Source organism: Pseudomonas sp. Irchel s3b6 (assembly GCF_900187415.1).
In the GTDB taxonomy this organism is placed as follows: Bacteria; Pseudomonadota; Gammaproteobacteria; order Pseudomonadales; family Pseudomonadaceae; genus Aquipseudomonas.
Genome location: NZ_FYDM01000028.1, coordinates 1 through 19,174, shown reverse-complemented (window position 1 = coordinate 19,174; position 19,174 = coordinate 1). Strand labels below are relative to the sequence as shown.

Below are 19,174 nucleotides of genomic sequence, written 5' to 3'. Positions count from 1 at the left end.
GGCGTTTTTGTTCGTATACATATATGACTTGGAACACGGACAACCGTGGCGAGGGCGCTTGCTCCCGCTCGGTTGCGTAGCAACCGCAAATCCATACAGCGCGGTTTATCTGCAAGAACCGGGTCGCGGGTTTTGGGGCCGCTTCGCAGCCCAGCGGGAGCAAGCTCCCTCGCCACAATGGTGATGCGGTGCAGTTGATGCACCGCATCACCTCAAGTCTTAGCTGTAAACCCGGCCAAGGAGCTGCCGATGGCTTTCAAACTGATCGAGCACGTCACGGGTGATCTGATCCTGAGTGAAGCCCATCAAGTCGTATTCCTGGCTGCCGTTGTGCAGGTACACCTCAGCGCGGTAGTAACGCGTACGCGTTTCATCCGGGCTCGGCGATTCGCTTGGCGCGGCCAGGTAGCCGTCCAGGCTCACTTCGTAGACAAACGGGTTGCCCTCTTCCATCTCGATCCGCACGCCCATGCAACGCTTGGCTTTGCCCAGCAGCGTCTGCACATCCAGACCCTGAGTACGCAGTTGCACCGCCGCATCTTCCAGCGCCGGGCTCACGTGCTTGTCCATGAAGCGTTGCACGATCGCTTGGGTCGGTTGCAGTTCCAGCGCCGTCAGACGCTCACTGAAGCCGCGACGACCACGCGCCGCCAGTTCGGCTTGTTCCTGTTCGATCTGCACGTCCTGGCGCATCGCCTTGTGCAAACCGAACATAAAGAACACCAGCACCACCGAGAACGGCAGGCCGGCCAGCACCACCATGGTCTGCATGGCTTCGAAGTTACCGGCAAACAGCAGGCCGATGGTCACCAGCGTGATCACCACGGACCAGAAGATCCGCAACCAGTGCGGGGCGTCTTCGTCGACGTTGCCGCCCTTGCAGGACAGGTTCGCCATCATCACCGCGCCCGAGTCGGCCGGGGTCAGGAACAGTACGAAACCGACAAAGATCGACACACCGATCACGATCTTCGACGCCGGGTAATGCTCGAGCAACTGGTAGATCGCCATGGACGGCTGCTCGAGCGCCGTCTTGCCAAGCTCCACCGCCCCCTGGTTCATCACCAGGTCCAGGGCCGAGTTACCGAAGATCGACAGCCACGCCAGGGTGAAGCCCAACGGAATCAGCAGCACGCCGGCGACCAGTTCACGCACGGTACGACCACGGGAAATACGCGCGATGAACATGCCCACGAAGGGTGCCCAGGAAATCCACCAGGCCCAGTAGAACAGGGTCCACAGGCCCAACCAGCGCTCAGACTTGGCGTTATCGGCTTCATACACATACAGGTCGAAGGTTTTCAGCACCACGCCGTTGAGGTAGTCACCGATGTTCTGCACGAAGCCGTTGAGCAGGTGCAGGGTCGGGCCGAACAGCAGCACGAAAATCAGCAAGCCGCTGAACAGCACAATGTTCAGGTTGGACAGGCGGCGGATACCGTTTTCCACACCCGACACGGCCGCGATGGTCGCCACGGTGCTCATGACGATAATCACGATCAGCAGGTTGGTATTGCTGTGCTCCATGCCGAACAGGTTCTCAAGCCCCGACGACACTTGCAGCGAGCCAATCCCCAGGTTGGTCACCAGGCCCAGCAGGGTCACGAACATGCCGAAGCCGTCCACCGCATGACCGGCCGCGCCCTTGACCCAGCGCTCGCCCACCAACGGATACAGCGCCGAACGCAACGCCAGCGGTTGGTTATGACGATAGGCAAAGTACGCCACCGCCAGGCCGACCAAGGCATAGATCGCCCAGCCATGCAGGCCCCAATGCAGGAAGGTCAGCTGTACCGCCTGACGCGCCGCCAGATTGCTGCCGGCCACGCCTTCTGGCGGGTTGAAGTAGTGGTCCAGAGGCTCGGAAGCACCGAAGTACAGCAGCGAGATGCCGATACCGGACGAGAACAGCATCCCGGCCCAGGCGCCATAGCTGAAGTCCGGGGTGTCGTCCTTGCTGCCCAGCTTGAGCTTGCCGTAGGACGAAAACGCCAGGCCCACGACGAATACCAGGTAGGCGGCGATCACCACCATGTAGTACCAGCCGAAGCTTCGCGACAACCAGGCCTGGGCAACCCCCAGCACTCTCCCGGCTTCTTGCGGCGCGGCAATGAGAATGGCGGTCAGCAGCAGAATCAATGCGGTGGAGGTGTAGAACACCCAACCGTTGACCGTCACCTTCTCGGGTGGGGTCTTTATAAGAGAGGCAGAACTCATTGCACAGATGCTCCAGGCAGTGCGAGAGAAGGACACAAGGCAAAGCAGTACCCGACCAATCGGTTAGTTGGCAGCCGACCGACGGGTGATATAAAGACACCCCGAAAAAAGCCCGAAACCGCGGCACAAGCATGGAAAACCGACCTCGAAGGTCTTGCGCGCGTACAAGACGTCGCACATGACCCTAAGCGTCATGCCCATTCAGTTCGTCCGTCGCTATCGGTTCGCAGCATGCCCCGCGTGGGTTTCGAGCTTTTTTGGATGTCGTTTTTCCGCCGACTACACCGAGGAAAAACCTGTAGGCAGCGACGATTTGTCGCAGATCTTATTCTTTGTTGATTGAACGTTCAATCAAAACAAAATAGACTGGCCCTCAATCCAGCAGCCGCTTGTCGACCGCTGGAAGGCCTAAGGAGATGTGCAAGATGCCCAAGGTCGGTATGCAACCCATCCGCCGCCAGCAATTGATCGAAGCCACGTTGCAGGCCGTCGATCAGGTCGGCATGGGGGACGCCAGCATTGCGCTGATCGCCCGTTTGGCCGGTGTCTCGAATGGCATCATCAGTCACTATTTTCAGGACAAGAATGGCCTGATCGCCGCCACGATGCGGTATCTGATGAGCGTCCTCAGCGAGAACGTCACCGCGCGCCGCCAGGCGCTGGGAGATGACAGCCCACGGGCTCATCTGCAGGTGATTATCGAAGGCAACTTCGACGCCAGCCAGGTCAATGGCCCGGCAATGAAAACCTGGCTGGCCTTCTGGGCCACCAGCATGCACCAGCCGTCTTTGCACAGGTTGCAGCGGATCAACGATCACCGCCTGTATTCCAACCTGTGCTGCCAGTTCCGCCGCGTGTTGCCGCTTGATCAAGCGCGCAGCGCCGCCCGCGGCCTGGCAGCGCTCATCGATGGCTTGTGGTTGCGCGGCGCGCTGTCGGGAGACGCTTTCGACACCGAGCAGGCGCAACGAATCGCTTACGAATACATGGATATCCAACTGGCCAAGCAGGAGTGCAAAAGCACGAGTGCATAGACCAGAAAACTAAATAAATACGCGGTTTAAAACGTAGCGAGCGAAGGCAAGACAAGGCGAAAACCGACGAGTGGGCGGAGTTGACGTTAGTCAATGAGCATTACGAAGAGGTTTTCAACCCAGGATTGTCGAGCGCAGTCGTTTTTAGCCCAACCACTTATGCACTTGCGAGGACTCTCATGGCCCGTTTCGAACTGCAAAAACTCTACATCGATGGCGGCTACACCGACGCTGGCAGCGATGCCACCTTCGAAGCCATCAACCCGGCTAACGGTGAAGTTCTCGCCAAAGTGCAACGTGCGACCTTCGACGACGTTGAACGCGCTGTCGTCAGCGCCGAAAAAGGCCAGAAAGTCTGGGCCGCGATGACCGCCATGGAGCGTTCGCGCATCCTGCGCCGTGCCGTTGACATCCTGCGCGAGCGCAACGATGAACTGGCCGCCCTGGAAACCCTGGACACCGGCAAGTCGTACTCCGAAACCCGCTACGTCGACATCGTCACCGGCGCAGACGTGCTGGAATACTACGCAGGCCTGGTGCCCGCCATCGAAGGCGAGCAAATCCCGCTGCGCACCACCTCGTTCGTCTACACCCGTCGCGAGCCGCTGGGTGTCGTGGCCGGTATCGGCGCGTGGAACTACCCGATCCAGATCGCCCTGTGGAAATCCGCGCCAGCCCTGGCGGCCGGTAACGCGATGATCTTCAAGCCAAGCGAAGTCACTTCCCTGACCACCTTGAAACTGGCCGAGATCTACACCGAGGCAGGCCTGCCAGACGGCGTGTTCAACGTCCTGACCGGCAGCGGTCGTGAAGTCGGCACCTGGCTGACCGAGCACCCGCGCATCGAAAAAATCTCCTTCACCGGCGGCACCGACACCGGCAAGAAAGTCATGGCCAGCGCCTCCGCTTCCTCGCTCAAAGACGTGACCATGGAACTGGGTGGCAAGTCCCCGCTGATCATTTTCGACGACGCCGACCTGGATCGCGCAGCCGACACCGCCATGATGGCCAACTTCTACAGCTCCGGTCAGGTCTGCACCAACGGCACTCGCGTGTTCGTACCGAGCCACCTGAAAGCCGCTTTCGAAGCCAAGATCGTTGAGCGCGTTGCCCGCATCCGCGTTGGCAACCCGCAAGACGAGAACACCAACTTCGGCCCACTGGTCAGCTTCGCCCACATGGAAAGCGTGCTGGGCTACATCGCCAAGGGCAAGGAAGAAGGCGCTCGCGTCCTGTGCGGCGGCGGTCGCCTGACCGACGGCGAATTCGCCAAGGGCGCGTTCGTGGCGCCGACCGTGTTCACCGACTGCACCGACGACATGACCATCGTTCGTGAAGAGATCTTCGGCCCGGTGATGAGCATCCTCACCTATGAAACCGAAGAAGAAGTGATCCGCCGCGCCAACGACACCGACTTCGGCCTGGCCGCGGGTGTCGTGACCACGGACCTGAACCGCGCTCACCGCGTGATTCATCAGCTCGAAGCCGGTATCTGCTGGATCAACGCCTGGGGCGAGTCCGACGCCAAGATGCCGGTCGGTGGCTACAAGCAGTCGGGTGTGGGCCGTGAGAACGGCATCAGCTCGCTGAACAACTTCACTCGCATCAAATCGGTACAGGTTGAGCTGGGCGATTACGCCTCGGTTTTCTGAGTAGGCCGAAGCGGCAAGCTTCAAGCTGCAAGTTAGAAGCAAGATCAACAGCAGCCTGCGCTTGCCGCACCATTCTCAAGAACACCGCTCGCCCGCTCTTGCTTGCGGCTTGAAGCTTGGAGCTTGCAGCTCCCGGAGATCTCATGACCACTGAATACGACTACATCATTGTGGGTGCCGGCTCGGCCGGTAATACCCTGGCGACCCGTCTGACCGAAGACGAAGGCGTCACCGTCCTGCTGCTCGAAGCCGGCGGCCCGGACTACCGTTTCGACTTTCGCACCCAAATGCCTGCGGCCCTGGCGTTCCCGCTGCAAGGCCGTCGCTACAACTGGGCCTACGAAACCGATCCAGAGCCACACATGGACGGTCGCCGGATGGAATGCGGTCGCGGCAAGGGCCTGGGTGGCTCGTCCCTGATCAACGGCATGTGCTACATCCGCGGCAACGCCATGGACTACGACGGCTGGGCGAAAAACCCTGGCCTTGAGGACTGGACGTACCTGGATTGCCTGCCGTATTTCCGCAAAGCCGAAACCCGTGACATCGGCCCGAACGACTACCACGGTGGCGAAGGCCCGGTCAGCGTGACCACCCCTAAAGCCGGTAACAACCCGCTGTTCCACGCGATGGTTGAAGCAGGCGTACAGGCCGGTTATCCGCGTACCGAAGACCTGAACGGCTACCAGCAGGAAGGTTTCGGTCCGATGGACCGTACCGTGACGCCCAAAGGCCGTCGTTCCAGCACCGCGCGCGGCTACCTGGATACCGCCAAGAAACGCTCGACCCTGAACATCGTCACCCACGCCCTGACCGACAAGATTCTGTTCGAAGGCAAGCGTGCCGTTGGCGTGCGCTATCTGGTTGGCAGCGCCGAAGAACGCGTTGAAGCCCGTGCCCGCAAGGAAGTGCTGGTGTGCAGCGGCGCAATCGCTTCGCCACAGCTCCTGCAACGTTCCGGCGTTGGCCCGGCCAAGCTTCTGGAAAGCCTGGACATCCCGGTGGTTCACGACCTGCCAGGCGTGGGCGAGAACCTGCAGGACCACCTGGAACTGTACCTGCAATACGCGTGCACCCAGCCGGTTTCGCTGTACCCGTCGCTGCTCTGGTACAACCAGCCAGCCATTGGTGCCGAGTGGCTGTTCAACGGCACCGGTATCGGCGCCAGCAACCAGTTCGAAGCCGGCGGTTTCATCCGTACTCGTCCGGATTTCGAATGGCCGAACATTCAGTACCACTTCCTGCCAGTCGCGATTAACTACAACGGCAGCAACGGGGTGAAAGAGCACGGCTTCCAGGCACACATGGGCTCCATGCGCTCGCCAAGCCGCGGCCGTATCCAGGTCAAATCCAAGGATCCGCGCCAGCACCCGAGCATCCTGTTCAACTACATGGCCACCGAGCAGGACTGGCAGGAATTCCGCGACGGCATCCGCCTGACCCGTGAAATCATGCAGCAGCCGGCCCTGGACGCCTTCCGTGGTCGCGAGCTGAGCCCGGGCATCGAGGTACAGACCGACGAGCAACTGGATAAATTCATCCGTGAGCACGCCGAAACCGCGTTCCACCCATCCTGCTCGTGCAAGATGGGCACCGACGAGATGGCCGTGGTCGATGGTCAGGGCCGCGTGCACGGGATGCAGGGCCTGCGTGTGGTCGATGCCTCGATCATGCCGCTGATTACCACCGGCAACCTGAACGCTCCAACGATCATGATGGCCGAGAAAATCGCCGACAAGATCCGTGGTCGTCAGCCATTGCCACGCAGCCAGGCCAAGTACTACGTCGCAGGCGCCGCCCCGGTACGTGGCAAGCCATTGCGTGAAGTGGGCCCAACCGCGCAGTAACCCGTCACTTCTGTGATCGTTCCCACGCTCCGTGTGGGAATGCATCCTGTGACGCTCTGCGTCACGCCTGCATTGGGACGCGGAGCGTCCCGGGCGGCATTCCCACGCAGAGCGTGGGAACGATCCGCCTACACCGCGCGCCCCCCTTCCTATACCGCCCCACCCTTGCTCCCTCCCCCCGCGCCGGCCTACTCTAGGTATCGCGCAAACGTTTCACCCCCCGCCCCCACCGACAAGCCATCACCTGGCTGACCACGAGGCTTTCTCATGTTTGATGTCGTGTCTTCGAGCAAATGGCCCACCGGCTACCTGATCAATCCCAACGTAGAACCCCTCGATCCAAAATGGCTGACCGAGTTCAGCAAGATCCCCGCGGCGGCCGTTAGCGACTGCCTGGGCCGCAACGTCGGCGGCCTGGGCTTGAAAGCGTTCCACGGCAACGCGCCGATGCTCGGCAGTGCACTGACGGTGCGCGTACGCCCGGGCGACAACCTGATGATCCTCAAGGCCATGCAGATGGCTCGCCCGGGTGACGTGCTGGTGATCGACGGCAGCGCCGACCTGACCCGCGCCGTGTTCGGCGGCATCATGCGAGCCATGGCGCTCAAGGCCGGGATCGTCGGCGTGGTGATCAACGGCGCCCTGCGGGACCTCGACGAGTGGCAAACCGGCGAGCTGCCGGCCTACGCCATCGGCGGCGTACACCGTGGCCCGAGCACCGACGGTGGTGGAGAGATCAACGTACCGATCTCCTGCGCCGGCATGCTGGTCGCCCCGGGTGACCTGATGATCGGCGATGGCGATGGCGTGGTCGCCGCCGCCCGGGCCGAACTGCCGGAATTGCTGGTGCGTTGCCACGACCTGCTCGCGCGGGAACAGGCTACGCTTGCGGCTATCGAAGCCGGCACCCTGGACCCGGATCGCTTCGACGCCATCCTGCGCGCCAAGGGTTGCCCGGTTTAAGCGGCAAAAGCTTCGCGGGCAAGTCGGATCGCCGCCCGGCCCGCTCCCACAATGTCAGGGTGTGAATCACCAATGTGCGACTGATCCAGATCCTGTGGGAGCGGGCTTGCCCGCGAAGAGGCCCTCAAGGCCACCGCGTATTCACAAGGAGGTTCTCCGAATGTTCGATTTCCACCCCCAACTCAAGCAGCGCTTTGCGGCACTGCGCACGGGTGCCGAGTTTTTTTCGCTGCGCTATGTACGCGAGTCTGGCCAGTACCTGTCGGTGCGCAAGAACGTTGCCGAGCCGCCACGCCTGAGCCGCGATGAAGGCGCGATGCTGACCGCACGGGTCAATGGCGTCGAAGCCTATGCCGCGACCAACGACCTGTCGTGTGCCGGCCTGCAAGCCGCCCTCGAGCGCGCCGAACAACAGGCCCGCTCGATCGCCGCCCATGCCCTGCTCGACTTGCGCCAACAGCCGGTGTCCAGCGAGCGCGCCGACTACCTGTCACCGAATGTGCAACAGGCTTTTCCGTCCCTCAGCGAGTGCTACCAACTGCTCGGCGCCGAGTCCGCCGCCGTGCCCAAGGACGAGCGCCTGGTGAATTGGGAAGTCAGCATCGGCATCACCCATGTCGAGCAGATCTACCTCAACAGCGCTGGCGCCGAACTGCGCCAGGCGCAACGTTTCGTGTATCCGGGGCTGGACGTCACCGCCTACGACGGCAATGACAGCCAGACCCGCAGCCTGGGCCGCGAGAACTTCGGTCAGCAAGGCGGTGCCGATGTGATCAGTCGCTGCGGGTTGATCGGCGCCGGACCGACCGTGGCCGATCAGGCCCTGCAATTGCTGCTGGCACCCAACACCCCGCAAGACACGTGCGATCTGTTGCTGATGCCCGACCAGATGATGCTGCAGATCCACGAGTCCATCGGCCATCCGCTGGAGCTGGACCGGATCCTCGGCGATGAACGCAACTACGCCGGTACCAGCTTCGTCAAGACCAGCGATTTCGGCAGCCTGCAGTACGGCTCCCGACTGCTCAACGTGACCTTCGACCCGGATATTCCCGAGGAGCTGGCCAGCTACGGCCATGACGACGACGGCACTGCGGCAAGCAAACAATTCCTGATCCGCGAAGGCCTGCTGGAGCGCCCGCTCGGTGGTGCGCTGTCGCAGTTCCGGGCCAGCATGAACGGCGTCGCCAACAGCCGCGCCTGCGGCTGGAACCGTCCGCCCATCGACCGCATGGCCAACCTCAACATCGAGCCCGGCGACCAGTCGCTTGAGCAACTGATTGGCGGCATCGAGCGCGGCGTACTGATGTCGACCAACCGTTCATGGTCCATCGACGATGCGCGCAACAAATTCCAGTTCGGCTGCGAGTGGGGCCAACTGATCGAAAACGGTGAACTCAAGGGCGTGGTGAAGAACCCCAACTACCGGGGCATCTCCGCGCAGTTCTGGCGCAACCTCAGCGCGGTGGGCGATGCCAGCACGCGCCAGGTGCTGGGCACGCCGAACTGCGGCAAAGGCGAACCGAACCAGGTGATCCGCGTCGGCCATGCGTCGCCGGCCTGCGTGTTCAGCAACATTGATGTGTTTGGGGGAGACGCCTGATGGCGACAGTCATGAGCCAGGTCGAACAATTCAAAGCACTGGTGGCCTGCCTGCGCACCGCCCTGCGCGAGCCAGAACAGTTCACCCTGGGCTACGCCGCCGAATCGTCCGCCTTCGTGCGTTTCAACCACGCCAAGGTGCGCCAGGCCGGCCAGGTCCAGCAGGCCAGCCTGGACTTGAAACTGATCAACAACGGGCGTCATGCCGACTTGCGCATCACCCTGGCAGGCGATCCCGAGGTCGACGCCCAGCGCCTGACCGAAAGCCTGCAGCAACTGCGCGACACCCTGCCGTGGCTGCCCCAGGACCCGTACCTGCTGCTCAACCACAACGGCTGGCAGAGTAAAAGCGTACAGGCCCATCCCCTGCCGGAGACCGAGCATGTGGTCACCGCGATCGCCCGCGCCGCCGAAGGCCTGGATCTGGTCGGCTTCTACGCCGCAGGGCCCATCAGCCGGGGCTTTGCCAGTTCCGCCGGAGCCTTCGGTTGGCATCAGGCCAACAGCTTCAACTTTGACTTCAGCCTGTTCCACACCAACGGCCAGGCCGTGAAAGCCAGCTATGCCGGCCATGAATGGAGTGACGAGGGATTCGCCCAGCGCTTCCAGCAGGCGCGTGAGCAACTGGCGTTCCTGGGGCGACCGCTACGCACCCTCGCACCGGGCCAATACCGCGCCTACCTGGCGCCCGCGGCGCTGGACGAAATCCTCGGCATGCTCTGCTGGGGCGGGTTCTCGGCGCAGTCGATTGCCAGTAAGAACAGCCCGCTGCAACGGCTCTACGCCGGCGACAGCCGTTTCAGTCCGCTGCTGTCGCTGGATGAAAAGGTCAGCGGTTCCCTGAGCCCGGCGTTCTCCGATGAAGGCTACCCGCGCAGCGACCTGGCCCTGATCGTTGCCGGCAACGCCGGCGAGCGCCTGGTGAGTTCGCGCAGTGCCGCCGAGTACGGCCTGAGCGCCAATGGGGCCGGTAACGGCGAGTCGCCCAGCGCCCTGAACATGGCCGCCGGCACATTGCCCGATGCCGAAATTCTCAAGCAGCTCGGCACCGGCCTGTACATCAGCAACCTGTGGTACCTCAACTACTCGGACCAACCGGCCGCCCGCCTGACCGGCATGACCCGTTTCGCGACCTTCTGGGTCGAGAACGGCGAGATCCAGGCCCCGGTGAGCACCATGCGGTTCGATGACAGCGCCTACAGTTTGCTGGGATCGCAACTGGAAGCGCTGACCCGCGAGCGGGAGCTGATCCTGTCAGCCAGTACCTACGACCAACGCGCTACCGCCTCGGCATTGTTGCCAGGGGCGCTGGTCAGCCGCCTGACCTTGACCCTTTGACACAGATCGTTCCCGCGCTCTGCGTGGGAATGCAGCCGGGACGCTCCGCGCCCCTACCGAAGCGGACGCGGAGCGTCCATTGAGGCATTCCCACGCGGGAGCGTGGGAACGATCATCTCAAAACGAAGAGGTCCCATGCCCAACCGCCCAGCCCTAGACGCCACCACCGCCCGCTGGATCCCATGGGTGGTGGCGATTGCGTTTTTCATGCAGTCCCTGGACGGGACCATCCTCAACACCGCCCTGCCCGCCATGGCCCGCGACCTGGCCGAAGACCCGCTGCGCATGCAGGGCGTGATCATTGCCTACATGCTCACGGTGGCCTTGCTGATTCCGGCATCGGGCTGGATCGCCGACCGCTTTGGCACTCGGAAAATCTTCTTCGGCGCGATTGTGCTATTCAGCCTCGGCTCGGTGCTGTGTGCGCTGTCGGAGTCGTTGAGCATGCTGATCGGCGCCCGGGTGATCCAGGGGCTGGGTGGCGCACTGATGCTGCCGGTCGGACGCCTGGTGGTGCTGCGCGCGTACCCGCGTTCGGAGCTGGTGCGGATCATGGGATTTATCACCATTCCCGGCCTGCTCGGTCCGTTGATCGGCCCGACCATGGGGGGCTGGATGGTGCAGTACCTGACCTGGCACTGGATCTTCCTGATCAACCTGCCGGTGGGGCTGGTCGGCTGCTATGCCGTGTGGAAGTTCATCCCTGACCTGCGCGGCGCTGAGCGCACCCGCTTCGACAGCCTCGGGTTCGTGCTGTTTGGTGCGGCCATGGTGCTGATCACCATTGCCATGGAAGGCCTGGGAGAACTGCACCTGCCGCACCTGCGGGTGATGTTGCTGCTGTTCGCCGGCATGGCCTGCCTGGCCGCGTATTGGCTGCGTGCCGGGCATATCGACAACCCCATGTTCGCCCCCTCGCTGTTCAAAACCCGGACCTTTGCCGTGGGCATTCTCGGCAACCTGTTCGCCCGCCTGGGCAGCGGCGCCCTGCCCTTTCTCGTCCCCTTGCTGCTGCAAGTGGCGATGGGGTATTCGCCGTCCCAGGCGGGGATGAGCATGTTGCCGCTGGCCGCGGCGGCCATGATTGCCAAGTGGGTGGCACGCCCGTTGATCGAGCGCCTGGGCTACCGCATCGTCCTGACCGGCAACACCCTGGCACTGGGGATCATGCTGGCGAGCATGGGCCTGGTCAGCGAACAGACGCCGTATTGGCTGCTGCTGGTGCTACTGGCGATTCTGGGGGCGATCAACTCCTTGCAGTTCACTGCGATGAACACCGTGACCCTGATCGACCTCGACGACGCCAGCGCCAGCAGCGGCAACAGCTTGCTGTCGGTGGTCGCGCAACTGGCCCTGAGCCTGGGCGTGGCCTGTGCCGGCGCGTTGCTGGGCGGCTTTACCGCAGAAACCGGAAACGGCGCTGCCAGCAATGTGCTTGAGGCCTTCCAGCTGACCTTTGTGACGGTCGGAATCATGGCCATGCTGGCGGCGGCGATCTTTTTGCAGCTGTCACCAAATGACGGACGGCGGGACAAAGGCCCGGAAAAGCACATAGAGCCTTAGTTTCCAGACGATAAGTGCCTGCGCTCGGCGACTTCTCGTCTGGAAACTACGGGCGTTTGGCCACCGGGCTGGTACACTGCGCGACATTTTGTTTTGCAGGCCCGTCCCGTGACCACCATCGCCACCGCTTTTAATACTTTGCCGCTGTCCGCCGCCATGCTGGCTAACCTCGACTCCCTCGGTTATGCCCAGATGACGCCGATCCAGGCGCAAAGCTTGCCGGTGATCCTCAAGGGGATGGACCTGATCGCCCAGGCCAAGACCGGCAGCGGCAAGACTGCGGCCTTCGGTATCGGCCTGCTGAACCCGATCAACCCGCGCTACTTCGGTTGCCAGGCGCTGGTGATCTGCCCAACGCGTGAGCTGGCCGACCAGGTGGCCAAGGAAATCCGTCGCCTGGCCCGCGCCGAAGACAACATCAAGGTGCTGACCCTGTGTGGCGGCGTGTCCTTCGGCCCACAGATCGGCTCGCTGGAACATGGCGCGCACATCATCGTTGGCACCCCGGGGCGTATCCAGCAACACCTGCGCAAGGGTTCGCTGGTGCTGCACGGCCTGAACACCCTGATCCTCGACGAAGCCGACCGCATGCTCGACATGGGTTTCTACGACTCCATCGAAGAAATCATCATGCAGGCCCCGGAGCGTCGCCAGACCCTGCTGTTTTCCGCCACCTACCCGGTGGGCATCAAGCAACTGGCCTCGAAGTTCATGCGCAACCCGCAGCAAGTGAAGGCCGAGGCGTTCCACGACGACACGCAGATCGAACAGCGCTTCTACGAGATCTCCCCGGAAGAGCGCATGAGCGCGGTGACCAAGGTCCTCGGCCACTTCCGCCCGGCCTCTTGCGTGGCTTTCTGCTTCACCAAGCAGCAGGTGCAGGAAACCGTCGACCACCTGACCGCCAAAGGCATCTCGGCCGTTGGCCTGCACGGTGACCTGGAACAGCGCGACCGCGACCAGGTCCTGGCGATGTTCGCCAACCGCAGCACCTCGGTGCTGGTGGCCACCGACGTCGCCGCTCGCGGCCTGGACATCGACGCACTGGACTTGGTGATCAACGTCGAACTGGCCCGCGACTCGGAAATCCACATTCACCGCGTAGGCCGTACCGGTCGTGCCGGTGAGAAAGGCATCGCCGTCAGCCTCGTCGCACCGTCCGAAGCCCATCGCGCCCAAGCCATCGAGCAACTGCAGAAGACGCCATTGACCTGGGATCAGGTGGACAACCTGACGTCTCAGGGCGGCGGCCCGCTGCTGCCGGCCATGAGCACCCTGTGCATCGGCGCCGGCCGTAAAGACAAGGTCCGCCCGGGCGACATCCTTGGCGCACTGACCGGCGACGCCGGCGTTCCGGGCGCCCAGGTCGGCAAGATCGCGATCTTCGACTTCCAGGCCTACGTCGCGGTCGACCGCAGCATCGCCAAGCAAGCCCTGCAGCGCCTGAACGACGGCAAGATCAAAGGCCGCTCGTTGCGCGTGCGGATTTTGTAAGGAATCTTTGAACACCGACCTTTGTAGGAGCGAGCTTGCTCGCGATGAACTCAAGAGCAACGCGTTTAATCAGAAAACACGCGTTATCGTTGACGTCCATCGCGAGCACGCTCGCTCCTACAAATGCGACTTCACTTCCTTAACTGACTGGCATCAGGGTAAGCCCGCTCCCACACTGATTTTGTGGTTACACATTTTGAGGACACCGTTTTGCGCTCTACCGAAGTCGTGATCATTGGCGCTGGCGCCGCAGGGTTGATGTGTGCACTGACCGCCGCCGGGCGCGGGCGCAAGGTGATGTTGCTGGACCACGCCAACAAGGCGGGCAAGAAAATCCTCATGTCCGGCGGTGGACGCTGTAATTTCACCAACATGTACACAGAACCAAGCAATTTCCTCTCGCAGAACGCACATTTCTGCAAATCCGCACTGGCGCGCTACACCCAGTGGGATTTCATCGGGATGGTCGCCAAGCACGGCGTGCCCTACCACGAGAAAAAACTCGGCCAGCTGTTCTGCGATAACAAGTCCAGCGACATCCTTGGCATGCTGCTCGACGAATGCGATCAGGTGGGCGTCAACCTGCACCTGGACACGTCGATCCAGCAGATCGAGAAAACCGAGAGCGGCTACCTGCTGGAGACCACTCTGGGCCAGGTCACCTGCGAGTCGTTGGTGATCGCCACCGGCGGCCTGTCGATCCCGACCCTGGGCGCCACCGGTTTTGGTTATCAGGTGGCCAAACAGTTCGGCCACACGCTGCTGCCGACCCGTGCCGGCCTGGTGCCGTTTACCATCACCGACCAGCTCAAGGAGCTGTGCGGCGAGTTGTCCGGCACGTCGGTGGATTGCCTGGTGAGCTGCAACGACCAGAGTTTCCGCGAAAACATCCTGTTCACCCACCGCGGCCTCAGCGGCCCGGCGATCCTGCAGATTTCCTCGTTCTGGCAATCCGGCGACACGGTTGAAATCAACCTGATGCCGGACCATGACGTGCCGACCTGGCTGCAACAGCAACAGGCCGAGCGACCGAACAGCGAGTTGAAAACCCTGCTGGGCGAGATCTTCACCAAGAAGATGGCCAACCTGCTGGCCGACAGCTGGTTCGCCTCCAAACCGATGAAGCAGTACACCCACGCCGAGATTGCCGAGATCGCCGAGAAACTCGCGAGCTGGAAGCTGGTCCCGGCCGGCACCGAAGGCTATCGCACCGCCGAAGTCACCCTGGGTGGCGTCGACACCCACGAAGTCTCCTCGAAAACCATGGAATCGCTGAAAAGCCCTGGCTTGTACTTCATCGGCGAAGTGCTCGATGTGACCGGGCACCTGGGCGGCTTCAACTTCCAGTGGGCCTGGGCCTCGGGTTATGCGGCGGCGCAGTACGCCTGACCCGACCCAAAACCTGCGAGAGGCTACCGAGCGGAACACTTTTTGCTGCCGGATGTGATCGGCGCCATTGCGTCGACGTCATTACTGGCTCAATTTAGCGTCATTGCCTCGGAAGGCCTTCGCACTTCATGTCATCGACTTCGTTTCGTCAGTCTCTGCGTCGCCTTTGGGCACTGGATAAGTTCAGCTACAGCGTTCGGGTGTTCATCGCCCTGACCGGCAGCATGGCGCTGTGTTGGTACCAGGACGAGATGGGCCTGCTGATCCCGCTGTTCCTGGGGATCATCGCCAGCGCCCTGGCCGAGACCGATGACAGCTGGCAGGGCCGCCTGAATGCGCTGGCAGTGACACTGGTGTGCTTCAGCGTTGCCGCGTTCTCGGTCGAGTGGCTGTTCCCCTACCCCTACATCTTCGTGTTTGCCCTGGCACTGGCGAGTTTTGGCCTGACCATGCTCGGGGCACTGGGCGAACGTTATGGTGCGATTGCCTCGGCCACCCTGATTCTGTCGGTCTATACCATGATCGGCGTGGACCAGCGCGGTGGCGCGGTCACCGATTTCTGGCATGAACCGATGCTGCTGGTCGCCGGTGCCGCCTGGTACGGCTTGCTGTCGGTGCTGTGGCAGGCACTGTTCTCCAACCAGCCGGTGCAGCAAAGCCTGGCGCGGCTGTTTCGCGAACTGGGGTTTTACCTCAAGCTCAAATCGTCGCTGTTCGAGCCGATCCGCCAGATGGACGTCGAAGCCCGTCGCCTTGAGTTGGCCCAGCAGAACGGTCGGGTGGTGGCCGCCCTGAACGCCGCCAAGGAGATCATCCTGCACCGGGTCGGCAACGGTCGGCCAGGTTCGAAGGTCAGTCGCTACCTGAAGCTGTATTTCCTTGCCCAGGACATCCACGAGCGCGCCAGTTCTTCGCACTATCCCTACAACGCCCTGACCGACGCGTTCTTTCACAGTGACGTGCTGTTCCGCTGCCAACGCCTGCTGCGCCAGCAAGGCAAAGCCTGCCGGGCGCTGGCCGAGTCGATCCAGATGCGCCAGCCGTTCGTCTACGACGCCAGCTTTGCGCAAGCCTTGAGCGACCTGGACGCTTCTCTGGAACACTTGCGTGTGCAGAGCAACCCGGCCTGGCGTGGCTTGCTGCGCTCATTGCGCGCACTGGCGGCCAACCTCGGCACCCTCGACCGCCTGCTCAGCGATGCCAGCAACCCCGATGCCCTGGCGGATGCCACCGACAGCAGCCTGCTGGATCGTTCGCCGCGCAACCTCAAGGATGTGTGGACACGCCTGCGCACGCAGCTGACCCCCACCTCGCTGCTGTTCCGCCACGCCCTGAGATTGCCTCTAGCCCTGAGCATCGGCTACGGCATGGTGCATTTGATCCACCCCTCCCAGGGCTACTGGATCATCCTCACCACACTGTTTGTCTGCCAACCGAACTATGGCGCGACGCGGCGCAAACTCGGCCAGCGGATCATCGGCACGGCCATTGGCCTGACCGTGGCCTGGGCGCTGTTCGACCTGTTCCCCAATCCGCTGGTGCAATCGTGTTTCGCCATCGCCGCCGGGGTGGTGTTCTTTATCTACCGCACCACGCGCTACACCCTGGCCACGGCGGCCATCACCCTGATGGTGCTGTTCTGCTTCAATCAGGTGGGGGATGGTTACGGGCTGTTCCTGCCACGGCTGTTCGATACCTTGCTCGGCAGCCTGATCGCGGGGCTCGCCGTCTTCCTGTTCCTGCCGGACTGGCAGGGCCGGCGGCTGAACAAGGTGCTGGCCAATACCCTGACCTGCAACAGCATCTACTTGCGGCAAATCATGCAGCAATACGCCGCCGGCAAACGCGATGACCTGGCCTACCGCCTGGCCCGCCGCAATGCCCATAACGCCGACGCCGCGCTGTCGACCACCCTGGCCAACATGCTCATGGAGCCGGGGCACTTTCGCAAAGAGGCGGACGTGGGCTTCCGCTTCCTGGTGCTGTCCCACACCCTGCTCAGCTACCTTTCGGGGCTCGGCGCGCACCGTGAAACCCGGCTCCCGGATGACGTCCGGGAGCAACTGATCAACGGTGCCGGCGCCAGCCTGGCCGCCAGCATCGACGACATCGCCCAGGGCCTGGCAAACAAATTGCCGATTGCGATCCAGAGTGACGACGAAGAAACCCTGGCCGCCGAACTCGAGCAGATGCCCGATGAGATCGATGAGGGACAGCGCCTGGTGCAGACCCAACTGGCGCTGATCTGCCGGCAATTGGGGCCGCTACGCACGCTGGCCGCGCATTTGATCAAGGACACGCCCCAGGCGTGAGGGCCGCGTCGCTGGCAAGCCAACGCCTGCAGAACGGTTCACCGTGCTCACGCTGGCCGCTTGTAGCTTGTAGCTTGTAGCTTGTAGCTTGTAGCTTGTAGCTTGTAGCTTGTAGCTATCGAACTTACATCCCGTGCTGCCTGAGCAATCGGTCATAGCTGCCATCGGCCTTCATCCCGGCAATTTCACGGTCGAAACCCGCGACGATCTGCGCATGATCGGGATTTTTCAGGCTGACCAAAATATGCAGGCTGTTTTCGCTCAAAGCCCGCGGCAAGAACTCCACGGCATTACGCACCTTGGGTGATTCGCGCGCCAGGTAGTAGCGAGCGACATACTCATCCTCCAGCGCCAGCTTCACGCGATCGGCGGCGAGCATGCGCACCGCCATGGGGAAGTTGTGCACCGGCACTTTTTGCAGCGCCGCATCAGCGTCGAATTGGGGTGAGTAGGCATACCCGCGAACCACGGCAATCGGATAAGTGTGCAACTGCTGAAGGGTGTTGTATTCGATGGGTGTGTCTTTGCGCTTGATGAAACGAATCCGATTGAGCAGGTATTCGCCGGAGAACTGCCCCATTTTAGTGCGCTCATCGTTGTACCAGGCATTGACCAGTACATCGTAACGACCGTCCCCCACACCCAGCATCGCCCTGGCCCACGGCACCTGCTCGAACTCACTGGCATAACCGGCCCGCGCCAGGGCGGTACTGACGATGTCGGTTGCCAGCCCACCATTGACCAATGCGATGTCGGTGAACGGCGGCCATGCGTCAGCCACCAGGCGTAATTTTTCCGCTGTGGCGCTCTGGCTCAGGAACAGCAATCCAATCAAGGCAAAGGCTCGATGCAATCGCGGCATGCCAAAAAATCCTTAGCGGGCGTACAGCCCAGCGTGTTTTTAGCCGAACTCGATAACCCGTATGCCGCCTGGCGGCCACAACCCCGGCCTTTAACAGTGGCTCATCATCGCCACTGAAAAGCGCGCCAATCCAGATTACACAAAGATGACGGGGTCGCGAGAAATGAATGATGGCATTTTGGCCTTTGTCACAGATTTTCATGCACGCAAGACATCCCGCCCCCAGACGCTTAGTATCGGAAACAGGCTTTTCACAGGACGGGAAAATGACAGTCGATTGGGTCTGCAAACACCACAGCGATCTGGGCAAAGAGCAGCTCTATGCCATCTTGCAACTGCGCACGCAGGTGTTTGTCGTTGAACAGAAATGCGCCTATCAGGAAGTGGACGGACAGGATCTGGAGAGTGACACCTGCCACTTGATGGCCTGGGACGGTGATCGGCTGGTGGCCTACCTGCGCTTGCTCGACCCGACCTCACAGGGCGGTGACGTGGTCATCGGGCGTGTGGTGATTGCCGCCGATGCACGGGGCCAGGGCCTGGGGCATGAGTTGATGGAGCAAGCGCTCAAACAAGCCGGGAAGCTTTGGCCCGACACGCCGATCTACCTGTCGGCCCAGGCCCATTTGCAGGATTACTACGGCCGCTACGGCTTTGTCGTGACGGGCGTGGAATATCTGGAAGACGACATTCCACATATCGGCATGCGTCGGCCTTAGGTCAGGCAAGGCCCTGTAGTGGGGGCAATACTGGTGCCTGATCGTTCCCACGCTCTGAACTGACCCCACAAAGTTGGACGATTTTCTATCTATGCCTGAGCGGCCTGAGTTCTGTATTCAACAGGACTCAGGCCGTTTAGCTTCAGTCTGATACGCGAGTGATTGTAATACTGGATGTACTC

14 protein-coding genes are annotated in these 19,174 nt (G+C 62.0%); 11 read left to right on the top strand and 3 right to left on the bottom strand.

Annotated elements, in window-relative coordinates:
* Nucleotides 1-219 precede the first annotated feature (219 nt).
* Nucleotides 220-2,160, bottom strand: coding sequence for a BCCT family transporter (locus CKW07_RS24830; RefSeq protein WP_256577110.1), 1,941 nt, complete (start codon nucleotides 2,158-2,160; stop codon nucleotides 220-222).
* 482 nt (nucleotides 2,161-2,642) lie between these two features.
* On the opposite strand from CKW07_RS24830, the gene betI reads away from it, so the two are divergent.
* The 10 genes from betI to yccS all read left to right on the top strand — a co-directional run bounded on the left by betI (nucleotide 2,643) and on the right by yccS (nucleotide 17,411).
* Nucleotides 2,643-3,251: a transcriptional regulator BetI gene (betI, locus tag CKW07_RS24825; protein WP_095147481.1), complete on the top strand. Its 609-nt coding sequence runs from the start codon at nucleotides 2,643-2,645 to the stop codon at nucleotides 3,249-3,251.
* A gap of 179 nt (nucleotides 3,252-3,430) precedes the next feature.
* A complete protein-coding gene (gene betB, locus CKW07_RS24820; RefSeq protein ID WP_095147480.1) occupies nucleotides 3,431-4,903 on the top strand; it encodes a betaine-aldehyde dehydrogenase in 1,473 nt (490 codons plus the stop codon).
* A gap of 143 nt (nucleotides 4,904-5,046) precedes the next feature.
* The gene (betA, locus tag CKW07_RS24815; protein ID WP_095147479.1) at nucleotides 5,047-6,750 is read left to right on the top strand and encodes a choline dehydrogenase; all 1,704 of its coding nucleotides are present in this window, start codon (nucleotides 5,047-5,049) and stop codon (nucleotides 6,748-6,750) included.
* 267 nt (nucleotides 6,751-7,017) lie between these two features.
* Nucleotides 7,018-7,713: an RraA family protein gene (locus CKW07_RS24810; protein ID WP_095147478.1), complete on the top strand. Its 696-nt coding sequence runs from the start codon at nucleotides 7,018-7,020 to the stop codon at nucleotides 7,711-7,713.
* Between the two features lie 160 nt (nucleotides 7,714-7,873).
* The gene (locus tag CKW07_RS24805; protein WP_095147477.1) at nucleotides 7,874-9,316 is read left to right on the top strand and encodes a TldD/PmbA family protein; all 1,443 of its coding nucleotides are present in this window, start codon (nucleotides 7,874-7,876) and stop codon (nucleotides 9,314-9,316) included.
* Nucleotides 9,316-10,653: a TldD/PmbA family protein gene (locus tag CKW07_RS24800; protein WP_095147476.1), complete on the top strand. Its 1,338-nt coding sequence runs from the start codon at nucleotides 9,316-9,318 to the stop codon at nucleotides 10,651-10,653. The genes CKW07_RS24805 and CKW07_RS24800 overlap by 1 nt, the downstream gene beginning before the upstream one ends.
* Before the next feature lie 135 nt (nucleotides 10,654-10,788).
* Nucleotides 10,789-12,216, top strand: a complete 1,428-nt coding sequence (gene mdtD, locus CKW07_RS24795) for a multidrug transporter subunit MdtD (protein WP_095147475.1) — start codon at nucleotides 10,789-10,791, stop codon at nucleotides 12,214-12,216.
* Nucleotides 12,217-12,372: 156 nt separating this feature from the next.
* On the top strand, nucleotides 12,373-13,710 hold the full coding sequence (dbpA, locus tag CKW07_RS24790; RefSeq protein WP_371850677.1) for an ATP-dependent RNA helicase DbpA: 1,338 nt from the start codon (nucleotides 12,373-12,375) through the stop codon (nucleotides 13,708-13,710).
* 210 nt (nucleotides 13,711-13,920) lie between these two features.
* Nucleotides 13,921-15,099, top strand: coding sequence for an NAD(P)/FAD-dependent oxidoreductase (locus CKW07_RS24785; RefSeq protein WP_095147473.1), 1,179 nt, complete (start codon nucleotides 13,921-13,923; stop codon nucleotides 15,097-15,099).
* A gap of 128 nt (nucleotides 15,100-15,227) precedes the next feature.
* Nucleotides 15,228-17,411 carry a YccS family putative transporter gene (yccS, locus tag CKW07_RS24780; protein WP_095147472.1) on the top strand — a complete coding sequence of 728 codons (2,184 nt, stop codon included), beginning with the start codon at nucleotides 15,228-15,230 and terminating at the stop codon, nucleotides 17,409-17,411.
* 124 nt (nucleotides 17,412-17,535) lie between these two features.
* Here the strand turns inward: yccS and CKW07_RS24775 are convergent, their stop codons facing one another.
* A complete protein-coding gene (locus tag CKW07_RS24775) occupies nucleotides 17,536-18,273 on the bottom strand; it encodes an ABC transporter substrate-binding protein (protein WP_095147471.1) in 738 nt (245 codons plus the stop codon).
* Nucleotides 18,274-18,539: 266 nt separating this feature from the next.
* On the opposite strand from CKW07_RS24775, the gene CKW07_RS24770 reads away from it, so the two are divergent.
* On the top strand, nucleotides 18,540-18,992 hold the full coding sequence (locus CKW07_RS24770; protein ID WP_095147470.1) for a GNAT family N-acetyltransferase: 453 nt from the start codon (nucleotides 18,540-18,542) through the stop codon (nucleotides 18,990-18,992).
* Between the two features lie 89 nt (nucleotides 18,993-19,081).
* Here the strand turns inward: CKW07_RS24770 and CKW07_RS24765 are convergent.
* On the bottom strand, nucleotides 19,082-19,174 hold a 93-nt coding region (locus CKW07_RS24765), incomplete at its 5' end, for an IS3 family transposase (protein WP_141234440.1).

Bases quoted from the DNA above. Each gene is read 5' to 3' on its own strand.
- betI (WP_095147481.1), top strand. From the start codon at position 2,643: ATGCCCAAGGTCGGTATGCAACCCATCCGCCGCCAGCAATTGATCGAA.
- betB (WP_095147480.1), top strand. From the start codon at position 3,431: ATGGCCCGTTTCGAACTGCAAAAACTCTACATCGATGGCGGCTACACC.
- betA (WP_095147479.1), top strand. From the start codon at position 5,047: ATGACCACTGAATACGACTACATCATTGTGGGTGCCGGCTCGGCCGGT.
- CKW07_RS24810 (WP_095147478.1), top strand. From the start codon at position 7,018: ATGTTTGATGTCGTGTCTTCGAGCAAATGGCCCACCGGCTACCTGATC.
- CKW07_RS24805 (WP_095147477.1), top strand. From the start codon at position 7,874: ATGTTCGATTTCCACCCCCAACTCAAGCAGCGCTTTGCGGCACTGCGC.
- CKW07_RS24800 (WP_095147476.1), top strand. From the start codon at position 9,316: ATGGCGACAGTCATGAGCCAGGTCGAACAATTCAAAGCACTGGTGGCC.
- mdtD (WP_095147475.1), top strand. From the start codon at position 10,789: ATGCCCAACCGCCCAGCCCTAGACGCCACCACCGCCCGCTGGATCCCA.
- dbpA (WP_371850677.1), top strand. From the start codon at position 12,373: ATGCTGGCTAACCTCGACTCCCTCGGTTATGCCCAGATGACGCCGATC.
- yccS (WP_095147472.1), top strand. From the start codon at position 15,228: ATGTCATCGACTTCGTTTCGTCAGTCTCTGCGTCGCCTTTGGGCACTG.
- CKW07_RS24775 (WP_095147471.1), bottom strand. From the start codon at position 18,273: ATGCCGCGATTGCATCGAGCCTTTGCCTTGATTGGATTGCTGTTCCTG.
- CKW07_RS24770 (WP_095147470.1), top strand. From the start codon at position 18,540: ATGACAGTCGATTGGGTCTGCAAACACCACAGCGATCTGGGCAAAGAG.